This window comes from Stutzerimonas kunmingensis (assembly GCF_900114065.1).
GTDB lineage: Bacteria > Pseudomonadota > Gammaproteobacteria > Pseudomonadales > Pseudomonadaceae > Stutzerimonas > Stutzerimonas kunmingensis.
The window spans coordinates 42,115-64,824 of the sequence record NZ_FORS01000011.1 but is presented as its reverse complement, the minus strand read 5'-3'; the positions used below and the strand labels follow the sequence as shown (position 1 = coordinate 64,824).

The 22,710-nt window shown below is 60.0% G+C and carries 20 protein-coding genes and 2 tRNA genes; 2 read left to right on the top strand and 20 right to left on the bottom strand.

The features are described from left to right. Positions 1 to 8: 8 nt before the first annotated feature. A complete protein-coding gene (locus BM275_RS19750; RefSeq protein ID WP_090523116.1) occupies positions 9 to 320 on the top strand; it encodes a DUF2845 domain-containing protein in 312 nt (103 codons plus the stop codon). A 73-nt stretch (positions 321 to 393) separates the two neighbouring features. On the opposite strand, the gene BM275_RS19745 is transcribed toward BM275_RS19750, so the two are convergent. From BM275_RS19745 to ftsH, 15 genes are all read right to left on the bottom strand, one after another. Then, positions 394 to 762 carry a BON domain-containing protein gene (locus BM275_RS19745; protein ID WP_090523114.1) on the bottom strand — a complete coding sequence of 123 codons (369 nt, stop codon included), beginning with the start codon at positions 760 to 762 and terminating at the stop codon, positions 394 to 396. 264 nt (positions 763 to 1,026) lie between these two features. Beyond that, entirely contained in the window at positions 1,027 to 3,132 is a 2,106-nt protein-coding gene (gene pnp, locus BM275_RS19740; protein WP_090523112.1) for a polyribonucleotide nucleotidyltransferase, read from the bottom strand. Between the two features lie 165 nt (positions 3,133 to 3,297). Next, complete coding sequence (gene rpsO / locus BM275_RS19735; RefSeq protein WP_003293213.1) at positions 3,298 to 3,567, bottom strand: 30S ribosomal protein S15; 270 nt, start codon at positions 3,565 to 3,567, stop codon at positions 3,298 to 3,300. 114 nt (positions 3,568 to 3,681) lie between these two features. After that, the gene (gene truB / locus BM275_RS19730) at positions 3,682 to 4,599 is read right to left on the bottom strand and encodes a tRNA pseudouridine(55) synthase TruB (protein ID WP_090523110.1); all 918 of its coding nucleotides are present in this window, start codon (positions 4,597 to 4,599) and stop codon (positions 3,682 to 3,684) included. Positions 4,600 to 4,601: 2 nt separating this feature from the next. Next, a complete protein-coding gene (rbfA, locus tag BM275_RS19725; RefSeq protein ID WP_090523108.1) occupies positions 4,602 to 4,991 on the bottom strand; it encodes a 30S ribosome-binding factor RbfA in 390 nt (129 codons plus the stop codon). Between the two features lie 102 nt (positions 4,992 to 5,093). Continuing rightward, positions 5,094 to 7,595: a translation initiation factor IF-2 gene (gene infB, locus BM275_RS19720; RefSeq protein ID WP_044315672.1), complete on the bottom strand. Its 2,502-nt coding sequence runs from the start codon at positions 7,593 to 7,595 to the stop codon at positions 5,094 to 5,096. Positions 7,596 to 7,623: 28 nt separating this feature from the next. Beyond that, entirely contained in the window at positions 7,624 to 9,105 is a 1,482-nt protein-coding gene (gene nusA / locus BM275_RS19715; RefSeq protein ID WP_046620279.1) for a transcription termination factor NusA, read from the bottom strand. 47 nt (positions 9,106 to 9,152) lie between these two features. Further along, on the bottom strand, positions 9,153 to 9,611 hold the full coding sequence (gene rimP, locus BM275_RS19710; RefSeq protein ID WP_015275886.1) for a ribosome maturation factor RimP: 459 nt from the start codon (positions 9,609 to 9,611) through the stop codon (positions 9,153 to 9,155). 127 nt (positions 9,612 to 9,738) lie between these two features. Beyond that, positions 9,739 to 9,815, bottom strand: a tRNA-Met gene (locus tag BM275_RS19705). Between the two features lie 96 nt (positions 9,816 to 9,911). After that, a tRNA-Leu gene (locus BM275_RS19700) sits at positions 9,912 to 9,997 on the bottom strand. A gap of 7 nt (positions 9,998 to 10,004) precedes the next feature. After that, positions 10,005 to 10,388: a preprotein translocase subunit SecG gene (gene secG, locus BM275_RS19695; RefSeq protein ID WP_046620278.1), complete on the bottom strand. Its 384-nt coding sequence runs from the start codon at positions 10,386 to 10,388 to the stop codon at positions 10,005 to 10,007. 4 nt (positions 10,389 to 10,392) lie between these two features. After that, positions 10,393 to 11,148, bottom strand: a complete 756-nt coding sequence (tpiA, locus tag BM275_RS19690; RefSeq protein ID WP_023446162.1) for a triose-phosphate isomerase — start codon at positions 11,146 to 11,148, stop codon at positions 10,393 to 10,395. A gap of 65 nt (positions 11,149 to 11,213) precedes the next feature. After that, positions 11,214 to 12,551: a phosphoglucosamine mutase gene (gene glmM / locus BM275_RS19685; RefSeq protein WP_090523106.1), complete on the bottom strand. Its 1,338-nt coding sequence runs from the start codon at positions 12,549 to 12,551 to the stop codon at positions 11,214 to 11,216. Positions 12,552 to 12,561: 10 nt separating this feature from the next. After that, complete coding sequence (folP, locus tag BM275_RS19680) at positions 12,562 to 13,413, bottom strand: dihydropteroate synthase (protein ID WP_090523104.1); 852 nt, start codon at positions 13,411 to 13,413, stop codon at positions 12,562 to 12,564. Positions 13,414 to 13,583: 170 nt separating this feature from the next. Further along, positions 13,584 to 15,494, bottom strand: coding sequence for an ATP-dependent zinc metalloprotease FtsH (ftsH, locus tag BM275_RS19675; protein ID WP_041016119.1), 1,911 nt, complete (start codon positions 15,492 to 15,494; stop codon positions 13,584 to 13,586). 491 nt (positions 15,495 to 15,985) lie between these two features. On the opposite strand from ftsH, the gene yhbY reads away from it, so the two are divergent. Next, positions 15,986 to 16,297 carry a ribosome assembly RNA-binding protein YhbY gene (gene yhbY / locus BM275_RS19670; RefSeq protein WP_041016118.1) on the top strand — a complete coding sequence of 104 codons (312 nt, stop codon included), beginning with the start codon at positions 15,986 to 15,988 and terminating at the stop codon, positions 16,295 to 16,297. A gap of 33 nt (positions 16,298 to 16,330) precedes the next feature. On the opposite strand, the gene BM275_RS19665 is transcribed toward yhbY, so the two are convergent. The 5 genes from BM275_RS19665 to dapB all read right to left on the bottom strand — a co-directional run bounded on the left by BM275_RS19665 (position 16,331) and on the right by dapB (position 22,642). Then, complete coding sequence (locus tag BM275_RS19665; protein WP_014819229.1) at positions 16,331 to 16,762, bottom strand: hypothetical protein; 432 nt, start codon at positions 16,760 to 16,762, stop codon at positions 16,331 to 16,333. Beyond that, entirely contained in the window at positions 16,740 to 17,216 is a 477-nt protein-coding gene (gene greA / locus BM275_RS19660; protein ID WP_014819228.1) for a transcription elongation factor GreA, read from the bottom strand. Before greA ends, BM275_RS19665 begins: the two co-directional genes overlap by 23 nt. After that, positions 17,213 to 20,434: a carbamoyl-phosphate synthase large subunit gene (gene carB / locus BM275_RS19655; RefSeq protein WP_090523102.1), complete on the bottom strand. Its 3,222-nt coding sequence runs from the start codon at positions 20,432 to 20,434 to the stop codon at positions 17,213 to 17,215. Before carB ends, greA begins: the two co-directional genes overlap by 4 nt. Positions 20,435 to 20,470: 36 nt before the next feature. Next, complete coding sequence (carA, locus tag BM275_RS19650; protein ID WP_090523100.1) at positions 20,471 to 21,619, bottom strand: glutamine-hydrolyzing carbamoyl-phosphate synthase small subunit; 1,149 nt, start codon at positions 21,617 to 21,619, stop codon at positions 20,471 to 20,473. A 216-nt stretch (positions 21,620 to 21,835) separates the two neighbouring features. Further along, positions 21,836 to 22,642, bottom strand: coding sequence for a 4-hydroxy-tetrahydrodipicolinate reductase (gene dapB / locus BM275_RS19645; protein WP_014819225.1), 807 nt, complete (start codon positions 22,640 to 22,642; stop codon positions 21,836 to 21,838). Positions 22,643 to 22,710: the final 68 nt, after the last annotated feature.

Here is a 22,710-nt window from a genome sequence, read left to right as displayed (position 1 = left end):
CCATACCGATGGACCGTCGCGTTCCCGCAACACTTCTGCTTTGCCTGTTGCTTGTCACCCTGCAAGCGCAGGCCTCTTCTACCTATCGCTGCAACAGCCGCCTGGTGAGCCTGGAAGCCAGCACGGCCGAGGTTCGCAGCAAATGCGGCGAGCCATCCAGCGCCGCCTTGGTAGGTTACAAGGAGATCGTTGATGATCATGGCTACCAACAGGAGGTGCCTGTCGAGGAATGGGTCTATGGGCCGAACAACGGCATGCTCCATTTCCTGCGATTCGAAGGCAATCGTCTCCGGCAGATCACCAGTGAGCGAGGAAACTAGGACACAAAAAACCCCACTATAGAGTGGGGTTTTCTGATCTGCGCCCCGCCAGCGACTGGCGAGGAGAGCTCTGTTATTCGGCGGTTTTCAGGCCGTCGGCAGAGACTTCACGAACGCCTTTGATGCCCTTGGCCTTGACCACGGCAGCTTCTTTCTCGGCTTCGGTAGCTACGGTCCCGGACAGCGAGACGACGCCATCCTTGGTTTCCACTTCGATGTCCATGCCGGGAGTCGCGTCTTCGGCCAGCAGGGTGGATTTCACCTTGGTGGTGATCCAGGTATCGGAAGCAGCATCACCGGCATCGTCCATAGTGTTGGCGGCCAGCATGACGGTATCGGTCTTGTCGATGGCAGGCGTGGTATCGGCCAGAGCGGCGCCGGCGAACGGCAGGCTAAGAGCAGCGGCGATGGCAGCGGCAGTAAGTGTCTGAGTAGTCTTCATAGATGTCACTCCTGTTCTCGTGGTTTCTGGGGCATGACTCCGGCCTCAGATGCACGAATAACAGCGCAAGCGTTGTGCCAACTTGAATTTATTTTTTTATCCTTAATAATCAATAAGTTATGCATGGCAGCAATTTACGGTTTACTTGCACATTGCAAGTTTCCCCCGGCTTCTGCGTGCATCTTGCAATCTCGCATAGGCATTGAATAAATATCACGACCAAACAAAAAGGGCCCGAAGGCCCTTCTGTTCAACTGCCAGCTGTCAGACGCCAGAGGCTTCAGCGGCGGCAACGTCCTTGATGGAGAGCTTGATACGGCCGCGGTTGTCCACGTCCAGCACCAGCACCTTCACTTCCTGACCTTCTTTCAGCACATCGGTGACTTTCTCGATACGCTGATCGCTGATCTGCGAGATGTGCACCAGGCCATCCTTGCCCGGGAGGATGTTGACGAACGCGCCGAAGTCGACGATGCGCTCGATCTTGCCGACGTAGATCTTGCCGATTTCGGCTTCAGCGGTGATGCCCAGTACGCGCTGCTTGGCCGCCTCTGCCGCTTCCTTGGTTTCGCCGAAGATCTTGATCGAGCCATCGTCTTCGATGTCGATCGAGGCCTTGGTCTCCTCGCAGATAGCGCGAATGGTGGCGCCACCCTTGCCGATCACGTCACGGATCTTGTCCTGGTCGATCTTCATCGCCAGCATGGTCGGGGCATTGGCCGACAGCTCGCTGCGTGACTGGGCGATGACCTGGTTCATCTGGCCGAGAATGTTCAGGCGCGCTTCCAGGGCCTGGCCCAGAGCGATTTCCATGATCTCTTCGGTGATGCCCTGGATCTTGATGTCCATCTGCAGCGCGGTTACGCCTTTGGCGGTACCAGCAACCTTGAAGTCCATGTCGCCCAGGTGGTCCTCGTCACCGAGGATGTCGGTCAGAACGGCAAACTTCTCTCCTTCCTTGACCAGGCCCATGGCGATACCGGCTACCGGCGCCTTCATCGGCACGCCCGCATCCATCAGTGCCAGCGAGGCACCACAGACCGATGCCATGGAGCTGGAACCGTTAGACTCGGTGATCTCGGAAACCACACGGATGGTGTACGGGAATTCATCGGCGCTCGGCAGCATGGCGGCAACGCCACGACGGGCCAGGCGACCGTGGCCGATTTCGCGGCGACCGGTAGCGCCCATGCGACCACACTCACCGACCGAGTACGGCGGGAAGTTGTAGTGCAGCATGAAGGGGTCTTTCTTCTCGCCTTCCAGGGTGTCGAGCAGCTGCGCGTCACGGGCAGTGCCGAGGGTCGCAACGACCAGGGCCTGGGTCTCGCCACGGGTGAACAGTGCCGAACCGTGGGTCTTGTCGAGCACGCCGACTTCGATGTTCAGCCCGCGAACGGTACGGGTGTCGCGACCGTCGATGCGCGGCTTGCCATTGACGATGTTCTCGCGAACGGTGCGATATTCGATCTCACCGAAGGCATCCTTCACTTCGCCGGCAGACGGCTGGCCTTCTTCACCGGAGAACTTGGCAACGACCTGGTCCTTCAGCTCACCCAGGCGCGCGTAGCGGTCCTGCTTGATGGTGATGGTGTAGGCCTGGGAGATGGCTTCGCCGAACTCGGCACGGATGGCATCCAGCAACGCGGTGTTGGCCTGCGGAGCAGCCCAGTCCCAACGCGGCTTGCCGGCTTCGGCGGCGAGCTCTTCGACAGCCTTGATCACGGCCTGGAACTCGTCATGGGCGAACAGCACGGCGCCCAGCATCTGGTCTTCGGTCAGCTCTTTGGCTTCCGACTCGACCATCAGTACGGCGTCCTTGGTGCCGGCCACGACCATGTCCAGGCTGGAGGCCTTGAGCTGATCGTAGTTCGGGTTCAGCAGGTAGCCGGTTTCCGGATGGAAGGCCACGCGTGCCGCGCCGATCGGGCCGTCGAACGGAATACCGGAAACAGCCAGGGCGGCCGAAGTACCGATCATCGCGGCGATGTCCGGATCAGTCTTCTTGCTGGTGGAAACGACAGTACAAATGACCTGCACTTCGTTCTGGAAACCTTCCGGAAACAGCGGACGGATCGGACGATCGATCAGGCGAGAGGTCAGGGTTTCCTTCTCGGAAGGACGCGCCTCCCGCTTGAAGAAGCCGCCAGGGATCTTGCCGGCTGCGTAGGTCTTCTCCTGGTAATGCACGGAGAGCGGGAAGAACCCCTTGCTCGGATCGGCGGTCTTGGCACCGACCACGGTTACCAGCACGGTGACGTCGTCATCGACGGTGACCAGCACTGCGCCGGAGGCCTGGCGAGCGATACGACCCGTTTCCAGGGTTACGGTCGACTGACCGAATTGAAACTTCTTGATTACCGGATTCACGGTTTTTCCTTCTCTTTGTTGCCTTGGGGAAATTGGCAGAACGCCCGGGAGTCGGCCCGGAACGACCTGCAAGAAAGCCAAAAGCTGGAAGACCGAAGCTGATCGAGGGGATATCCCACTTTCAACTTCAGGCTTCCAGCTTCCGGCTTCCAGCGCGGGCGCGTCTTAGCGACGCAGACCCAGACGACCAATCAGGGTGCTGTAACGAGTGGTGTCCTTACCCTTCAGGTAATCCAGCAGCTTGCGGCGCTGGTTAACCATGCGGATCAGACCACGACGCGAGTGGTGGTCTTTGCCGTTGGCCTTGAAGTGGTCCTGCAGCTTGTTGATGTTGGCGGTCAGCAGGGCTACCTGCACTTCCGGAGAACCGGTATCGCCTTCAGCTTGCTTGTACTCGTTAACGATCTGGGCTTTTTCTTCAACGCTCAGTGCCATGATAGGGCTCCTTGAGTGAACAGGCCGGGAATCATCCCGTGTTTAATAAAGAGAAATGACCGTGCCTGCTGACAGCCACCCTCTGACGCAACGCGCGAACGCGGTGCGTAACGGTCATTCCGACCGAATCAATCGACGTGGCGCGATGCGCCCGTCTTCGCTCACTTCACCGATACCGATGAAGCGACCATTGTTATCCTGTACGCGAACCATGCCGTACTTGGGAGCTTCTGGCGCCCGCACCGGTTGTCCATGCAGCCAGTAGTAGGCACTGTGCTCGGACAACTGCAACAACGGCCAATGCTCAAGCCCGCTGTCCACCGGCTGCAAGAGACTATCCAGCGCCTCGGCACCACCCTCACCATGCAACTGCTCAAGCGTTTCGAGCGTTACCGTCTGCGGCAGGTCGAACGGCCCGGCCTGGGTTCGCCGCAGCTCGGCAACGTGCGCACCACAGCCGAGCAACTGGCCGATGTCTTCGACCAAGGTGCGGATATAGGTGCCTTTGCTACATGCAACGGCAAGTCGCGCCTTGTCGCCGTCAAGCGAGAGCAACTCCAAGCGCGCAATATTAACAGAACGCGGCTCGCGCTCCACCACCTCTCCGGCGCGCGCCAGTTTGTACAGCGGCTGGCCATCGCGCTTGAGCGCCGAATACATCGGCGGCACCTGCAGGATGTCGCCACGAAACTGCGGCAGCAGCGCCTCCAGCTGTTCGACGGTGACCGCGACCGGCTTGCGCTCCAGGACCTCGCCTTCGGCATCGGCGGTGGTCGTGGTGACCCCCAGCTGCATGACCGTTTCGTAAGCCTTGTCCGCGTCCAACAGGTACTGCGAGAACTTGGTCGCCTCTCCAAAACACAGCGGCAACACACCTGTGGCGAGCGGATCGAGACTCCCGGTATGTCCAGCCTTCTCAGCATTCAGCAGCCAGCGAACCTTCTGCAAGGCCGCATTGGAGGTGAACCCACGCGGCTTGTCGAGCAGGATGATGCCGTTGACGTTGCGCCGTACACGCTTGACCTGTGCCACGCTTATTCTCCGCGCTCGTCGCTGTGCTTGCGATCTTCCGCCACCGCACGCTCGATCAGCGAGCTCAGCTCGACACCCCGACGAATGCTCGCGTCGTAGTTGAAGTGCAGCTGCGGAACAGTGCGCAGCTTCATGCTCTTGCCCAGCTGCATGCGCAGGAATCCGGCAGCATCGTTGAGGATGCGCAGGTTGCCCTTGACCGCCTCCTGGTCGTCATCTTGCCCCATGATGGTGATGAAGATCTTCGCGTGGGACAGATCGCGACTGACGTCGACCGCAGTGATGGTAATCAGGCCCAGACGCGGATCCTTGATCTCACGCTGAATAAGCAACGCCAACTCGCGCTGCATCTGATCGCCGATACGCTGGGTACGACTGAATTCTTTGGCCATAAATTTCTACCCGATTAAAAGCCGAAAGCTGGAAGCTCGAAGCGGTAACCGCACCCAGGCGATCACCGACTCCTTGCTCCCAGCTTTCAGATTGACGCTTGCTTACAGCGAACGCGCCACTTCGACCTTCTCGAACACTTCGATCTTGTCGCCGACCTTGACGTCGTTGTAGCTCTTCACACCGATACCGCATTCCATGCCGGCGCGGACTTCCGCGACGTCATCTTTGAAGCGGCGCAGCGATTCCAGTTCGCCTTCGAAGATGACGACGTCGTCGCGCAGGACGCGGATCGGGCGATTGCGATGCACCAAGCCCTCGGTGACCATGCAACCGGCGATGGCGCCGAACTTCGGCGAACGGAACACGTCACGCACTTCGGCGATGCCAAGAATGTTCTCGCGAACGTCGCTGCCGAGCATACCGGTGAGCGCCTTCTTGACGTCCTCAATGATGTCGTAGATGACGTTGTAGTAGCGCATGTCCAGGCCTTCGGCCTCGACGATCTTGCGCGCGCCGGCATCGGCACGGACGTTGAAGCCGAACAGCACGGCGTTGGAGGCCAGTGCGAGGTTGGCATCGGATTCGGTGATACCACCGACACCGCCGCCGACCACGCGAACCTGCACTTCGTCGTTGCCCAGGCCGTTGAGAGAGCCCTGCAGCGCTTCGAGCGAGCCGCGCACGTCTGCCTTGAGCACGATGTTGAGCGTCTTCTTCTCGTCCTGACCCATGGTCTCGAAGATGTTCTCCAGCTTGCCCGCATGGGCACGAGCCAGTTTCACTTCGCGGAACTTGCCCTGGCGGAACAACGCAACCTCACGGGCCTTCTTCTCGTCGGCCACAACGGTCAGGTCGTCACCGGCTTCCGGCGTACCATCCAGGCCGAGGATCTCGACCGGAATCGACGGGCCTGCTTCCTTAACAGGCTTGCCGTTCTCGTCGAGCATCGCACGAACGCGACCGAAGTTGACGCCACACAGGACCATGTCACCCTGACGCAGGGTACCGTCCTGAACCAGCACGGTGGCTACCGGACCGCGACCCTTGTCAAGGCGCGACTCGACCACCACACCGCGACCAGGCGCAGACGGCGTTGCCTTGAGCTCGAGGAGCTCGGCCTGCAGCAGAACGGCTTCGAGCAGTTCGTCGACGCCGGTACCCATCTTCGCGGAGACCGGAATGAACGGAGTGTCGCCGCCCCACTCTTCCGGAATCACGTCGAGCGCGCCCAGGCCGTTCTTGATGTTGTCCGGATTCGCATCCGGCTTGTCGATCTTGTTCACCGCGACCACGATCGGTACGCCGGCAGCCTTGGCGTGCTGGACGGCTTCCTGCGTCTGAGGCATCACGCCGTCATCCGCCGCGACCACCAGGATCACGATATCGGTGGCCTTGGCACCACGAGCACGCATGGCGGTAAACGCCGCGTGACCAGGGGTGTCGAGGAAGGTGACCATGCCACGCTCGGTTTCGACGTGATAGGCACCGATATGCTGGGTGATACCACCAGCCTCGCCGACAGCCACCTTGGCGCGACGAATGTAGTCGAGCAGTGAGGTCTTGCCATGGTCAACGTGACCCATCACGGTCACGACCGGCGCACGCGAGACCGACTCACCTTCGAACTTCAGCAGCTCGGCCAACTGCTCTTCCAGAGCGTTGTCGCTGACCAGCTTGACCTTGTGGCCCAGCTCTTCGGCAACCAGCTGAGCAGTTTCCTGATCCAGCACCTGGTTGATGGTGACGGGCGAGCCCATCTTGAACATGAACTTGATGACTTCGGCCGCTTTCACCGACATCTGCTGGGCCAGTTCGGCCACAGTGATGGTTTCGCCGATCGACACTTCGCGCACTACAGGTCCTGTTGGGCTCTGGAACCCATGCTGATTACGCTTCTTGAGCTTGGACTTGCCGCGACCGCCGCGACGGAAACCATCGGCCTCGTCTTCACCGGTACGTACGGTACGCGCCAGCGGAGCCTTGGTCTTGAGCGAAGGACGATGCTGCGCATGCTTGCGATCACGACGCTCGTCGTCATCACTGCGTGGCTTCTCGACACGACGAGGCTCTTCCTTCTTACGCTCAGGCGCAGGAGCTACAGGCTCGACCGCAACCGGTGCAGGTTCGGCGCTCACCGCCGGCTCAACAGCTGCTGGCGTAGAGGCCTCGCCCTGAGGCTTGACCGACTCAGCCTGACGGCGTGCTTCTTCTTCGGCACGCTCGCGCGCGTCCTGCTCGGCCTTCAGGCGAGCAGCCTCTTCAGCCGCGCGTTGCTCCTCGGCTTCGCGACGCTGTTCGGCTTCGATTTCCTCGGCGCTGCGCTTGACGAAGGTCTTCTTCTTGCGCACTTCAACGCTGATGGTCTTGCTACCGCCAACCTTGAGTTTGGTAGTGGTCTTGCGCTGCAAGGTGATCTTGCGCGGCTCGTCCACTTTCGCCCCGTGGCTGCTTTTCAAATGGGCCAACAGGGCCTGTTTCTCGTTATCGGTCACTACTTGCTCGGCGCTGGTGTGCGACAGTCCTGCCTCACGCATCTGCTGAAGCAGTCGCTCGACCGGTGTGGCGACCACCTGGGCCAGTTCTTTCACCGTGACTTGCGTCATGCATTTCTCTCCTCAGGCCGCTAATTACTTACTCGAACCAATGGGCTCGGGCGGCCATGATCAGCTTGCCGGCACGCTCTTCATCGATGCCGTCTATGTCGAGCAGGTCGTCTATCGACTGCTCGGCCAGGTCTTCGCGGGTGATGACGCCCCGCACGGCCAACTCGACCGCCAGTTCTTTATCCATGCCATCGAGTGCCAGCAGATCTTCAGCCGGCTGAGCATCCGCAAGCTTCTCCTCGTTGGCGATGGCCTTGGTCAGCAGGCGATCTTTGGCCCGCGTACGCAGCTCATTGACGATGTCTTCGTCGAAGCCTTCGATGCCAAGCATTTCCTCCATGGGGACATAGGCAATCTCTTCGAGGGAGGTGAAGCCCTCTTCCACCAGCACCTGTGCAAGTTCCTCATCAACGTCCAACTCATCAATGAAGTTGCGCAGGATGTCACCGGTTTCTTCCTGCTGCTTGGCCTGGATGTCCGCTTCAGTCATGACGTTGAGCGTCCAACCACTAAGCTGACTGGCCAGACGCACATTCTGACCGCCACGGCCGATCGCCTGCGCCAGATTGTCTTCGGCAACCGCGATATCCATGGCGTGAGCGTCTTCGTCGACGATGATCGCGGCCACTTCAGCCGGAGCCATCGCATTGATGACAAACTGAGCCGGGTTCTCATCCCACAGGACGATATCGACGCGCTCGCCGCCGATTTCGCCAGAGACGGCCTGAACCCGCGAACCGCGCATGCCGATGCAGGCGCCCTGCGGATCGATGCGCTTGTCCTTGGAGCGAACGGCGATCTTGGCCCGCGAACCAGGATCACGCGACGCCCCCATGACCTCAATGAGGCCTTCGGCGATTTCTGGCACTTCGATGCGGAACAGCTCGATCAGCATCTGCGGCGCAGTACGCGACAGAATCAACTGCGGGCCGCGGTTCTCAGTGCGAATTTCCTTGAGCAGTGCGCGAACACGGGCACCGACGCGGAAAGTTTCACGCGCAATGATGTCTTCTCGGGCAAGCAATGCTTCGGCGTTGTTGCCCAGATCGACGATTACGCTGTCGCGGGTAACTTTTTTGACCGTACCGGAAATGATCTCGCCCAGACGATCGCGGTAGGCTTCTACCACCTGCGCACGCTCGGCCTCGCGGACCTTCTGCACGATCACCTGTTTGGCGGTCTGCGCGGCGATACGCCCGAATTCGATAGACTCGATCTTCTCTTCGAACACATCACCGAGCTTGGCGTCTGGATTGCGCTCCTGAGCCTGATCGAGCGCCAGCTGATGGGCTGGATCATCGAAATGCTCATCGTCGACCACGGTCCAGCGACGGAACGTTTCGTAACTGCCGTTCTGGCGATTGATTTCTACACGCAGATCAACTTCGTCTTCGTAACGCTTCTTGGTAGCCGTGGCCAAGGCCAGCTCCAGTGCTTCGAAAATCACACTAGCCGGTACGCCCTTTTCATTGGACACCGACTCCACAACCAGCAGTACTTCTTTGCTCATCGTACGCCTCGCCTTTCGCAATCCATTGGGGTCCGCGGGATCCGTTCTCAGTCAAAACGGGGAATGATGTTGGCCTTATCGATCATGTCGATCGGCAGCAGGTATTCATGATCATCTACCAGCACCACAACATCCTGCTCTTCCACCCCACGGAGAAGACCCTGGAAATTGCGCCTGCCCTCGAAGGGCGAGCGCAGCTTTATTTTTACCTGGTCACCGACATGGGCGGTGTACTGCTCAATGGTGAACAGGGGCCGATCCATACCGGGAGAAGAAACCTCAAGGGTGTAGTCCACGCTGATCGGATCTTCCACGTCGAGCACACCACTCAATTGACGGCTGACCTTCTCGCAGTCGTCGATGAGGATGCCGTCGGCATGGTCGATATAGACTCGCAGCAGTGAATGCCGCCCCTGGGAAATGAACTCAATACCCCAGCACTGATAGCCAAGCGCCTCAACCACCGGGGCCAACAAGGCCTGCAACTGTTCTAGCTTGCTCGACATCGAAGTCCCTCGCGCATGCTGTACAAATGAAAAATGGGCGAAACGCCCATCCCTTTGACCGCCTGTAAATGCCGGCGACCTGGCCTCAAGCTAATAAAAAGCCCCTGTACAGGGGCTCTTTATTGACTGGTTGCGGGGGCTGGATTTGAACCAACGACCTTCGGGTTATGAGCCCGACGAGCTACCAGACTGCTCCACCCCGCGTCAAACTGGGCACGAATTATACGACTCACGCCTAATACAGGTCAACTTAAAACCCTTAAAACACAAGAAAGCCCGCACTAGGCGGGCCTGCTTGTTTGGTACCGAGGAGGGGACTCGAACCCCTACAGCCTATGGCCACTACCACCTCAAGGTAGCGTGTCTACCAATTCCACCACCTCGGCAAAAACCTTATTGCCCTTTTTCTACCTCAGGCAGATCACTAGCAGCATCTGCCGGCTTGCGCTGCTCGAGCACAGGCACATCTTCTACCGCCGGCATACTGACCGGAACTTCCAGCACAGCTGGATCCGGCAACCCCGCCTGAGACAACTGATCAGCCTGCTGCTTCGCGAAGAACGCCAAACCGAGACTAGTCACGAAAAAAACGCCGGCGAGTATAGCAGTAAGACGACTCAAAAAGGTAGCAGAACCTTGGCTTCCGAAAACAGTTGCCGAAGCACCCGAACCAAAAGAAGCACCAGCATCCGCACCCTTGCCCTGCTGCAGCAGCACCAGCGCAACAACACCTAGAGCAACCAGCAGATGCACCACAATCACGACAGTCTGCAACATCTGTTCAGTTCCCCGCGGCGCGACAGATCGCACCAAATTCATCCGCTTTCAGAGAGGCCCCACCAACCAGCCCCCCGTCAATATCCGCCATTGCGAATAGCTCAGCGGCATTCTCCGCCTTGACGCTGCCGCCGTACAGAAGCCTTACGCCTTCAGCGATGCGGCCATCATGACGCGACAACTGCTCTCGAATGGCAGCATGTACTTCCTGCGCCTGCTCAGGCGTTGCGGTCAAGCCACTACCAATCGCCCAAACAGGCTCGTAAGCAATAACCGCCGACTCGAATGCGGCGACACCACGGTCATCCAGCACTCGCGCCAACTGACGCCCAACCACTTCAAGCGTCTTGCCTGCCCGTCGCTCTTCAAGCGTCTCACCCAGGCACAACACAGGCTTAAGACCACCCACCTGCGCTGCCGAAAACTTGCGACTGACCACTTCGTCCGTCTCACCCAACAACAGGCGACGCTCGGAGTGACCAACCAGAACCCACTTACAACCGAAATCAGCGAACTGCTCAGCCGAAACCTCACCGGTCAGCGCCCCGAAGCCATTCTGCGCCGCACAATCCTGGGTACCGACGGCAACGTGCTCACCATCAACACCATCCAGAACCTGAGAGACATGCACAGCGGAGGGAAACACCGCAATCTCGACATCCGCAGGCAAAACCTGCATCCGGAGAGACTCGACAAGCTCTGCGACGCTAGCGCGGGTACCGTTCATTTTCCAGTTACCAGCTACCATGGGGCGACGCATGCTTTACCTCATCGGTCAAAGTGGGCGCAGATGTTACTCAACAGCAAACGCCCTGGCAAGCGCGATTACGCACAAACTTCGGTAACGATCTTCGCCAGCTCCTCAGCCACGCCACGCACCTTACTTTCGTCATCGCCTTCAACCATGACACGTACCAGCGGCTCGGTCCCGGACTTGCGCAAAAGCACGCGGCCACGCCCACCCATGCGCTCGGTAGCACTGTCGCAAGCAGCTTGCACGCTAGGATGCGAAATTGGATCGCGCTCGCCAGAAAAGCGCACGTTGATCAGCACCTGAGGGCACTTGTGCCAAGCCAGTCGCTCCTGTGCGAGCGTCTGGCCGCGCCGACGAAGCGCCAGCACCACCTGCAACGCCGCGATGATCGCATCGCCCGTGGTGGTGTGCTGCGCACAGACTATATGCCCGGAGTTCTCACCACCCAATGCCCAGCCACGCTCAAGCATCTCCGCGATCACGTAGCGATCTCCCACCTTGGCGCGGGTGAACGGTATCTCCCGCGCTTTCAAGGCAAGCTCAAGCCCCAGGTTACTCATCAGCGTGCCGACAACGCCGCCAGCCAACCGATCTCGCTCCTGCAAATCAGTCGCGATGATGTAAAGCAGTTCGTCGCCATCCACGACCGCACCGGTATGGTCGACCATCATCACCCTGTCACCGTCGCCATCGAAGGCTATGCCCAGATCCGCGCCATGATCGACAACCGCCTTCTGCAGCTGCCCGACATGAGTGGAGCCGACATCGGCATTGATGTTTAGACCGTCCGGCTGCGCACCTATAACCACCACCTCTGCACCCAGCTCACGGAACACGCTGGGTGCAACCTTGTAGGTCGCGCCATGCGCGCAGTCGATCACCAGCTTCAACCCGGAGAAATCAGTGCTGGTTGGCACGCTGCTCTTGCAGAACTCGATATAGCGGCCAGCCGCGTCATTGATGCGGGATGCCTTGCCAAGCTGTGCCGAGTCGACCACGGTCATCGGCGCATCGATCAACTCCTCGATCATCAGCTCCACTTCATCAGGAAGCTTGGTGCCGCGACCGGAAAAGAACTTGATTCCGTTATCGTGATGCGGATTGTGCGAGGCGCTGATCACAATACCCGCCTCAGCATGGAAGGTACGCGTCAGATAGGCGACTGCGGGCGTCGGCATGGGCCCAAGCAACAGTACGTCCGCGCCAGCCGCCGACAAGCCCGCCTGCAATGCTGACTCGAACATGTAGCCCGAAATACGCGTGTCCTTTCCGATCAGAATCCGGCACTTTCCCTGCTTGCGAAAGGCCATGCCAGCCGCCCAACCCAGCTTGAGCATGAAGTCCGGGGTGATCGGAGCCTGCCCGACGTGCCCACGGATGCCATCGGTACCGAAGTATTTTCTAGTCATGGTGCCTTCCCTATTGCGCCGCCTGCACTGCAGCAATCATTCGAACTACATCAACCGTCTCGGCAACGTCATGGACGCGCACAATTTGCGCGCCCTTGCCTACGGCGAGCGCCGCCAAAGCCAGACTGCCGTACAAGCGCTCATCAACTGGCCGACCCAGCACGGCCCCGATCATGCTCTTGCGCGAGACACCGACCAGCAAAGGCCGACCCAGCCGATGCAGTATCTCCATACGCCTGAACAGCACAAGATTATGGTCCAGCGTCTTGGCGAAGCCGAAGCCGGGATCGAGGACGATGCGATCGCGCGGGATTCCCGCCGCAGCACACGCACCCATTCGCTGCTCAAGAAACGAACAAACCTCCTCCACAACGTCGTCGTATCGGGGATCCCTCTGCATATCACCTGGCTCGCCGCGCATGTGCATGAGGCAGACCGGCAGGCCAGCGTCAGCCGCGGCATCCAGCGCACCGTCGCGCTGCAGCGAGCGCACGTCGTTGATCAGCCCAGCACCCAGCCGCGCACACTCGCGGATGACTGCGGGCGTGGACGTATCCACCGAAACGACCACGTCGAGCTCCCGCGCGATCATCTCTACGATCGGTGCGACCCGCTCCAGCTCCTCGGTCGGCGAGACGGCGCGCGCGCCAGGGCGCGTAGACTCGCCACCAACATCGATCAGCGTAGCCCCAGCCACGGCCATTGCTTCGGCATGCCGCAGGGCTGCCTCGCGCTCGGCAAAGCGACCACCATCAGAGAAAGAATCGGGTGTGACATTGAGAATCCCCATCACATGAGGACGGGAAAGATCGAGAACCCGGCTGCCACATACCAGCCGAGCGGGGGAAAGAGATTCGGTCATTTACGAGCCTTGAGCTTTCAGGCCGGACACCCTGAACAGGCGCCCCCACACCAGCTGCACCACCATGGCGTAGCGGGCTGGACAATTTACACCAGAAGGGGCGCCTATGCGCCCCTTCTGGTGTCTCCGATTTTCACGCGCTCGATGCAGCCATCGGCTTGCGCATGCCGTCAATGCTCGCCGGCAGGACCTCCGATCGGGGTTTGCGGGCGACTATCATCCGGCACGACTGGCGTACCGGACGCGCCCGAGCCGCCTTCCCAATCACGCGGTTCCCGAGGTGTGCGCCCAGCCATGATGTCGTCGATCTGCGGCGCATCGATGGTCTCGTACTTCATCAAGGCTTCGGCCATCACATCCAGCTTGTCGCGATTATCGGTCAAGATCTGCTTGGCCGTTCCGTAGCAGTGGTCGATGATGCTGCGGACCTCTTCATCGATCAGCCGCGCGGTTTCACCGGATACATTGGAATGCTGGCTGCCAGCACTGCGACCGAGAAACACCTCGCCCTCTTCCTCGGCGTACATCAACGGCCCGAGCTTCTCCGACAAGCCCCACTTGGTCACCATGTTCCGCGCCAACTGCGTGGCGCGCATGATGTCGTTCGACGCACCCGTGGTGACACCCTCGAAGCCCAGCGTCATCTCTTCCGCAATCCGTCCTCCGAACAAAGAACAGATCTGACTGATCAGCGCGCGCTTCGACAGGCTGTAACGATCTTCCTCTGGCAGGAACATGGTGACGCCTAGCGCCCGACCACGAGGAATGATGGAGACCTTGTAAACGGGATCATGCTCGGGGACCACGCGCCCAACGATGGCATGACCTGCTTCGTGGTAAGCGGTGTTGAGCTTCTCCTTTTCGGACATGACCATGGACTTGCGCTCGGCGCCCATCATGATCTTGTCCTTGGCCAGCTCGAACTCACGCATTTCGACGATGCGCTTATTGGAACGCGCAGCAAACAGCGAAGCCTCGTTGACCAGGTTGGCGAGATCCGCACCGGAGAAACCCGGCGTCCCACGCGCAATTACAGCGGGCTCAACGTTCTCACTGATCGGCACCTTGCGCATGTGCACCTTCAGGATCTGCTCGCGACCGCGAATGTCCGGCAGGCCGACCACCACCTGACGATCGAAACGCCCTGGACGAAGAAGCGCAGGATCGAGCACATCGGGACGGTTGGTCGCCGCAATGACGATGATCCCGTCGTTCATCTCGAAACCGTCCATCTCCACCAGCAACTGGTTGAGGGTCTGCTCGCGCTCATCGTGCCCACCACCGAGACCTGCGCCACGATGACGGCCGACTGCATCGATCTCGTCGATAAAGATGATGCACGGCGCGTGCTTCTTCGCCTGCTCGAACATGTCGCGGACACGACTGGCACCGACACCGACGAACATCTCGACGAAATCCGAACCGGAAATGGTGAAGAACGGCACCTTGGCTTCACCTGCAATCGCCTTGGCCAGCAGCGTCTTACCAGTGCCGGGCGGGCCGACCATCAGCACACCACGCGGAATGCGACCGCCGAGTCGTTGAAACTTGCCAGGATCACGCAGGAACTCGACCAACTCGTGGACTTCTTCCTTCGCCTCATCGCAGCCGGCGACGTCAGCAAAGGTCGTCTTGACCTGATCTTCGGAAAGCAGGCGCGCCTTGCTCTTGCCGAAACTCATCGGCCCACCCTTGCCACCCGCACCGCCCTGCATCTGCCGCATGAAAAACATGAATACAGCGATGATCACCAGAATCGGGAAGCTGGCAACAAGAAGCTGGGTCCAGATACTTTGCTGCTCAGGCTGCTTGCCCTCGATCAGCACGTTGTTGTCGAGCAGATCGCCGATCAGACCATTGTCCTGAATCGCCGGGCGAATGGTCTTGAAGGTATCGCCTTCGCTGCGCTTGCCGATGATCACGAAACCATCGACCGTCACACGCTCGACGCGCCCTTCCTTGACCTGCTCGAGGAAGTCGGAATAGCTCAGCGTCTGCGGCTCGCTGGGGCTGGAGAAGTTGTTCATCACCGTGACCAGGACGGCGGCGATGATCAGCCACAGAATCAGGTTTTTTGCCATGTCGTTCAAATTAACTACCCTCTGGAGCAAACCCGTTGTCTGCGGGCCGCATGACGGCCGGTTGGTTGCTCGGCCTAACTTACTACACAACGTACTGGAACTGGCAGCCGGTCTGTAACCCTATGAAACAGCCTAGCCCTTGTAACACCGAGCCGTCCATTCAACTGAAGCCTGCACGATAGACCGCAAGATATGGCATTTTGCACCGAGCGCTATTCGCTACATTTTTTGAGGCAGCGCGCCCCGCGACGCAACTCTGCAACCCATATTGGGGCCGTATGGACAATCACAAGGCCGGCATGATTTTTCGTCAGCTGATATCTGACGCGAATCCAGAGACATTCGACGCACGACCCCAGCCACCGAAGAAGAACTTTTTGTGGGTACGGACGGATACAGCATGCCCCAAGCTGACACCTCATCTGTGCGGTCATGCACCTCTCGGTTACACTAGCCGCCGTTTTTCAAGGTTCTGACGCAAGGGTCGACATATGCCGCTCACCAACGAGCAAAAGAAGCAGTACAAATCCATCGGCCACCATCTGAAACCGGTCCTGATCGTAGCCGAGAACGGACTGACCGAAGGCGTTCAAGCCGAACTCGAGCGGGCCCTGAACGACCATGAGCTGATCAAGATCCAGTTCCGCCTCGCAGAGCGTGAAGACCGCCGCGCGCTGATGGAAGAACTGTGCAAGGTCGGCAAGTGCGAGCTGGTACAGACCATCGGCAAGATGGCCCTGGTGTACCGCAAGAATCCGAAGCCGAACAAGCAGCTTTCGAATATTCACCGCTTCCAGGCCTGAGATCGTGCGCGACAGACTCAATCTGCCGCGCGCTCAGTACTCGCGTCCCGGAGCGGGCTGCAAGACCAGCATCAGGCCACACAGCGCCATCACCAGAAAGCTGAAGCTGGCCCAGTAGAGCGAGTCGAACCAGCCCGCCCGCATCAACAACTGGCTGCCCGCGAGCATCATTACTGTCAGCAAAAGCTGGCCGCGAACGTCACGCCACAAGCCGCGCAGCCCCATCACCTGAACCAATACCAGCGCCTGCAGCGCGCTACAGAATGCGGCAAAGCCGACCAGCAGCGGCTTCAGGCTGCCAGCGATCTCATCGACCAATAAAGGTGCCAGCCCGACGCGCCCAAGGGCAGGCAAGACCAGAAATTGCAGCAGCCACAAGCCGCCGACCCAGAATGTCTGGGCCAGCTGCCAGGTGATGATGCCAGCCCGCGCCGGCTGTCGGTCAGACGTGGCGGACTTCGACAATCTCGTACTCGATCAACCCACTGGGCGTTTTGACGGCTACGACATCACCTTCTTCCTTGCCGATCAATGCGCGGGCAATCGGCGAACTGACCGAAAGCTTGCCCTGCTTGATGTCAGCTTCATCGTCGCCGACGATCTGGTAGGTCACCTGCTCGTCGGTCTCGACATTGGCGATATCCACAGTGGTACCGAAGATTACCTTGCCAGTCGGCGTGATGTTGGCGATATCGATAACCTGGGCGTTCTGCAGTCGACCCTCGATGTCGCGGATACGCGCCTCAACCATGCCCTGCTGCTCACGCGCAGCATGATACTCGGCGTTCTCCTTAAGATCGCCCAGTTCGCGCGCCTCGGCGATCGCCTGGGTGATCTGCGGACGCAAAACGGTCTTCAGATGCTTGAGTTCGTCTTCCAGGGCGCGAGCGCCCTGGATGGTCATTGGAAATTTTGTCATGCCTTGATTCCTGCATGGAGATCCTGCAAGCGGCGCACGGTCTTCTCGGGACCGAACTTGAGCGCCTCACAGATCGCCTGGCCACCCGCGATAGTGGTGGTGATGCAGATCTTGTGCTGCAGGGCGTTGCGCCGAATGGAATACGAATCGGCGATGGACTGGCGGCCTTCGGTAGTGTTGATGACCAAGGTGACTTCGTCATTCTTGATCATGTCGACCACGTGCGGACGGCCTTCGGTCACCTTGTTCACACGGCGCACCGGCAGTCCGGCCGCCTCGATGATCCGCGCGGTGCCGGCGGTGGCCACCACCTCGAAACCGAGCCCGACCAGATCACGAGCGACCTGCTCGACGTAAGGCTTGTCGTCTTCGCGCACGCTGAGGAACGCGCAACCCGTGGTCGGCAGGATTTCGCTAGCGCCCAGCTGGGCCTTGGCAAAGGCTTCGGCAAAGCTGTCGCCTACGCCCATCACCTCACCGGTGGACTTCATCTCCGGACCGAGGATGGTATCGACGCCGGGGAACTTGGCGAACGGGAATACCGCTTCCTTGACGCTGTAGTAGGTCGGGATGATTTCGCGAGTGAAGCCGATTTCCTTCAGCGTCTTGCCAGCCATCACGCGCGCCGCAACCTTGGCCAGCGACTCGCCAATGCACTTGGAAACGAACGGCACCGTACGCGAAGCACGCGGATTGACCTCAAGCACGTAGATATCTTCGCCCTGCACGGCCATCTGTACGTTCATCAGGCCTATCACGTCGAGCTCCAGGGCCATCTTGCGCACCTGGTCACGAATCTCGTCCTGAATATGCTGCGGCAACGAGTAGGCCGGAAGCGAGCAGGCCGAGTCACCGGAGTGGACACCGGCCTGCTCGATGTGCTGCATGATGCCGCCGATGACGACGTCAGTACCGTCGCAGACCGCGTCGATATCCACTTCGATGGCGCAGTTGAGGAAGTGATCCAGCAGCACCGGGCTGTCGTTGGATACCTGGACCGCTTCACGCATATAGCGCTTGAGTTCCTCTTCCTCGTAGACGATCTCCATCGCCCGGCCGCCCAGCACGTAGGACGGGCGCACCACCAGCGGGTAGCCGATCGCCTTGGACGCAGCGATGGCTTCCTCCTCACTACGCGCCGTGGCGTTCTGCGGCTGACGCAGATTCAGACGCTGCACCATCTGCTGGAAGCGTTCACGGTCTTCGGCGCGGTCGATCGCATCCGGACTGGTGCCGATGATCGGTACACCCGCCTCCTCCAAAGCACGGCAGATCTTCAGCGGGGTCTGCCCGCCATATTGCACAATCACGCCCTTGGGCTGCTCGACACGGACGATTTCCAGCACGTCTTCCAGGGTTACCGGCTCGAAGTACAGGCGGTCGGACGTGTCGTAGTCGGTGGAGACGGTTTCCGGGTTGCAGTTAACCATGATGGTCTCGTAGCCGTCTTCGCGCATCGCCAGCGCGGCGTGCACACAGCAGTAGTCGAACTCGATGCCCTGTCCGATACGGTTGGGGCCGCCACCCAGGATCATGATCTTGTCGCGGTTCGACGGGTTGGCCTCGCACTCTTCCTCGTAGGTCGAATACATGTAGGCCGTGTCGGTAGCGAACTCGGCGGCGCAGGTGTCGACGCGCTTGTAGACCGGCAGCACCTTGAGCTTGTGACGGTGGCTACGCAGGTTCTTCTCGGTGACGCCCAACAGCTTGGCCAGACGCGCGTCGGAAAAACCCTTGCGCTTGAGCTTGTACATCAGATCGCGGTCGATGCTGGACAGGCCCAGCGTCTTGACGTGCTCTTCATCCTTGACCAGATCCTCGATCTGCACCAGGAACCAAGGATCGATCTTGGTCAGCGCGAACACATCTTCGACGCTCTTGCCGGCACGGAAGGCGTCGGCGACATACCAGATGCGATCGGCGCCCGGCACCGTCAGTTCGCGTTTGAGGGTGCTCTCGGCCTCGGCGTCAGCCAGATTCAGTTTCGGATCGAAACCGGTTGCGCCGACTTCCAGGCCACGCAGCGCTTTCTGCATGGACTCCTGGAAGGTGCGACCGATCGCCATGACCTCACCGACCGACTTCATCTGAGTAGTCAGGCGCGCGTCGGCCTTGGGGAATTTCTCGAAGGCAAAGCGCGGCACCTTGGTCACGACGTAGTCGATGGCCGGCTCGAAAGACGCAGGCGTGCGACCGCCAGTGATGTCGTTCTGCAGTTCGTCGAGGGTGTAACCGACGGCCAGCTTGGCGGCGATCTTGGCGATCGGGAAGCCTGTGGCCTTGGACGCCAGCGCCGAGGAACGCGACACCCGCGGGTTCATCTCGATCACCACCATGCGGCCGGTATCTGGACAAATGCCGAACTGCACGTTGGAGCCACCAGTTTCCACGCCGATCTCGCGCAGTACCGCCAGGGAGGCGTTACGCAGGATCTGGTATTCCTTGTCGGTCAGGGTCTGGGCCGGCGCGACCGTGATCGAGTCGCCAGTGTGCACGCCCATCGGGTCGAAGTTTTCGATGGCGCAGACGATGATGCAGTTGTCCTTCTTGTCGCGGACCACCTCCATCTCGTACTCCTTCCAACCGATCAGCGACTCGTCGATCAGCAGCTCACTGGTCGGTGAAAGGTCCAGGCCGCGGGCGCAGATCTCTTCGAACTCTTCACGGTTATAGGCGATGCCGCCGCCAGTGCCACCCATGGTGAACGACGGGCGAATGATGCAGGGGAAGCCGACCTTGTCGAGCACGCCGTAGGCTTCTTCCATGTTGTGCGCGATGCCGGATACCGGACAGGCAAGACCGATGTCCTTCATCGCCTTGTCGAAGCGCGAACGGTCTTCGGCCTTGTCGATGGTGTCGGCGTTGGCACCGATCATCTCGACGCCGAACTTCTCCAGAATGCCGTGCTTTTCCAGGTCCAGCGCGCAGTTCAGCGCGGTCTGGCCACCCATGGTCGGCAGCAGTGCGTCCGGACGTTCCTTCTCGATGATCTTGGCCACGGTGGCCCATTTGATCGGCTCGATGTAGGTGGCGTCAGCCATGGCCGGGTCGGTCATGATGGTCGCCGGGTTGGAATTCACCAGGATGACGCGGAAGCCTTCCTCCTTCAGCGCCTTGCAGGCCTGAGCGCCGGAGTAATCGAACTCGCACGCCTGGCCGATGACGATGGGGCCGGCGCCGAGGATGAGGATGCTTTTGATATCTGTACGTTTTGGCATTTTCTTACTCTCGAATCCTTTGGACAGTCGGCAGGCTTAGCGGCGCTTGGCCATGGCTTCGATGAAACGGTCGAACAGCGGCGCGACGTCATGCGGCCCCGGGCTCGCTTCGGGGTGACCCTGGAAGCTGAAGGCAACCTTGTCGGTGCGCTCGATGCCCTGCAGGGTGCCATCGAACAGCGACTTGTGTGTCGCACGCACATTGGCCGGCAGACTAGCTTCGTCCACGGCAAAGCCATGGTTCTGACTGGTGATCATCACCACACCGGTCTTCAGATCCTGAACCGGGTGGTTCGCACCGTGGTGGCCGTTGGGCATCTTCACGGTCGTGGCGCCGGAGGCGAGCGCCAGCAACTGGTGACCAAGGCAGATGCCGAACACCGGGATGTCGGTTTCGAGCACTTGCTGGATCGCCTTGATCGCGTAGTCGCAAGGCTCGGGGTCACCCGGGCCGTTGGCCAGGAAGATACCGTCCGGGTTCAGCGCCAGGGCTTCGCTGGCAGGCGTCTGTGCCGGAAGCACGGTGACGCGGCAACCGCGGGCGACCAGCATGCGCAGGATGTTGTACTTCACGCCGTAATCAAAGGCGACGACATGGTAGGACAGCTCGCTGGCGGGAATCTCGGCATGGCCGTCATCCTTCAGGCACCAGACACTGGAGCGCCACTCGTAACGCTCCTTGACGCTGACTTCCTTCGCCAGATCCATGCCCTTGAGGCCGGGGAAGCTGCGCGCCAGCTCCAGCGCTTTCTCTTCTGTCGCGTCGCTACCAGCCAGGATGCAGCCGTTCTGCGCACCCTTCTCACGCAGGATACGGGTCAGGCGACGAGTATCGATGCCGGCGATGGCAACGGTGCCATTGGCCTTGAGGTAGTCAGGCAGGGGTTGCTTGTCGCGCCAGTTGCTGGAAATCAGCGGCAGGTCGCGAATAACCAGACCCGCAGCCCAGACTTTCCAGGACTCGGCATCCTCCGGCGTGGTACCCGTGTTGCCGACATGAGGATAGGTCAGGGTTACGATCTGCTTGGCGTAGGAAGGATCGGTGAGGATTTCCTGATAGCCGGTCATGGCGGTGTTGAACACCACCTCACCAATGGTTTGCCCATCGGCGCCGATGGATTCGCCGCGAAAGATGCTGCCATCGGCAAGAGCCAGAATGGCTGGCGTAAGGGCTGGCTTAGTCAAGAGACCTCCCGTAGATCAAGGCTGGAGCAGACGCAGATTGTAAAAAAGCGGGATGACGTGTGAAGGTCATCCCGCTTTTTGTTTGATTCATTTCTGCGCAACTTTTAGTGGACACACTAAAGCGGGAAGCTTACATAAAACCGCCTTTCGGGTCCAGCCAAAATAGCCGGCAAACGCACTCGAACGGGGCGCGACGCTGCCAGCCGACGCACCGAATCATTTCAGACCGAGCACATCCTGCATGTCGTAAAGACCTGCCGGCTTCTCGTCCAACCATAGCGCGGCACGCACGGCGCCCTTGGCGAAGGTCATGCGGCTGGAGGCCTTGTGGGTGATTTCCACGCGCTCACCATCGGCGGCGAACAACACTGTGTGATCACCGACCACGTCGCCGGCACGGACGGTAGCGAAGCCGATGGTGTCGCGCTGACGCGCACCGGTTTGCCCCTCACGCCCATATACCGCAACCTTCTGAAGGTCACGCCCGAGCGCCTCGGCGACAACTTCACCCATGCGCAGCGCGGTACCAGAAGGCGCATCCACCTTGTGCCGGTGATGCGCTTCGATGATCTCGATATCCACGTCGTCACCTAATACCCGCGCTGCCGTATCCAGCAGCTTGAGGCACAGATTGACGCCAACACTGAAGTTGGCGGCAAAGACGATCGGGATGTCCCTGGCCGCCGCAACGAGACGCTCCTTCTCGTCAGGCGAGAATCCGGTGGTACCGATCACCATCGCCTTGCCGGCGCGCCGGCAGACTTCCAGATTCTTCAGGGTCACCGACGGATGGGTGAAATCGATCAGCACGTCGAACTCATCAATGGCCCTGACGAGCTCACCGGTCAGCGGCACCCCCAGACGACCGATGGCTGCCAGCTCGCCGGCATCGGCACCCACCAGAGTGCTGTCCGGACGATCGATGGCCGCCGTCAGGCCGGCGGCACCACTGGTCTGCTGCACCGCCTCGATCAAGGTCTTGCCCATACGCCCGGCGGCGCCGGTCACTGCAATACGTCGCATCAATTCAGCTCCAGGCTGCAGGCTTCAAGCGAAGGACGCAGGCACGAAGCCTGTCATCCTCCACCCAT

Bases quoted from the DNA above. Each gene is read 5' to 3' on its own strand.
- BM275_RS19750 (WP_090523116.1), top strand. From the start codon at position 9: ATGGACCGTCGCGTTCCCGCAACACTTCTGCTTTGCCTGTTGCTTGTC.
- BM275_RS19745 (WP_090523114.1), bottom strand. From the start codon at position 762: ATGAAGACTACTCAGACACTTACTGCCGCTGCCATCGCCGCTGCTCTT.
- rpsO (WP_003293213.1), bottom strand. From the start codon at position 3,567: ATGGCACTGAGCGTTGAAGAAAAAGCCCAGATCGTTAACGAGTACAAG.
- rbfA (WP_090523108.1), bottom strand. From the start codon at position 4,991: ATGGCCAAAGAATTCAGTCGTACCCAGCGTATCGGCGATCAGATGCAG.
- infB (WP_044315672.1), bottom strand. From the start codon at position 7,595: ATGACGCAAGTCACGGTGAAAGAACTGGCCCAGGTGGTCGCCACACCG.
- nusA (WP_046620279.1), bottom strand. From the start codon at position 9,105: ATGAGCAAAGAAGTACTGCTGGTTGTGGAGTCGGTGTCCAATGAAAAG.
- rimP (WP_015275886.1), bottom strand. From the start codon at position 9,611: ATGTCGAGCAAGCTAGAACAGTTGCAGGCCTTGTTGGCCCCGGTGGTT.
- secG (WP_046620278.1), bottom strand. From the start codon at position 10,388: ATGTTGCAGACTGTCGTGATTGTGGTGCATCTGCTGGTTGCTCTAGGT.
- tpiA (WP_023446162.1), bottom strand. From the start codon at position 11,148: ATGCGTCGCCCCATGGTAGCTGGTAACTGGAAAATGAACGGTACCCGC.
- glmM (WP_090523106.1), bottom strand. From the start codon at position 12,551: ATGACTAGAAAATACTTCGGTACCGATGGCATCCGTGGGCACGTCGGG.
- folP (WP_090523104.1), bottom strand. From the start codon at position 13,413: ATGACCGAATCTCTTTCCCCCGCTCGGCTGGTATGTGGCAGCCGGGTT.
- ftsH (WP_041016119.1), bottom strand. From the start codon at position 15,494: ATGGCAAAAAACCTGATTCTGTGGCTGATCATCGCCGCCGTCCTGGTC.
- yhbY (WP_041016118.1), top strand. From the start codon at position 15,986: ATGCCGCTCACCAACGAGCAAAAGAAGCAGTACAAATCCATCGGCCAC.
- greA (WP_014819228.1), bottom strand. From the start codon at position 17,216: ATGACAAAATTTCCAATGACCATCCAGGGCGCTCGCGCCCTGGAAGAC.
- carB (WP_090523102.1), bottom strand. From the start codon at position 20,434: ATGCCAAAACGTACAGATATCAAAAGCATCCTCATCCTCGGCGCCGGC.
- dapB (WP_014819225.1), bottom strand. From the start codon at position 22,642: ATGCGACGTATTGCAGTGACCGGCGCCGCCGGGCGTATGGGCAAGACC.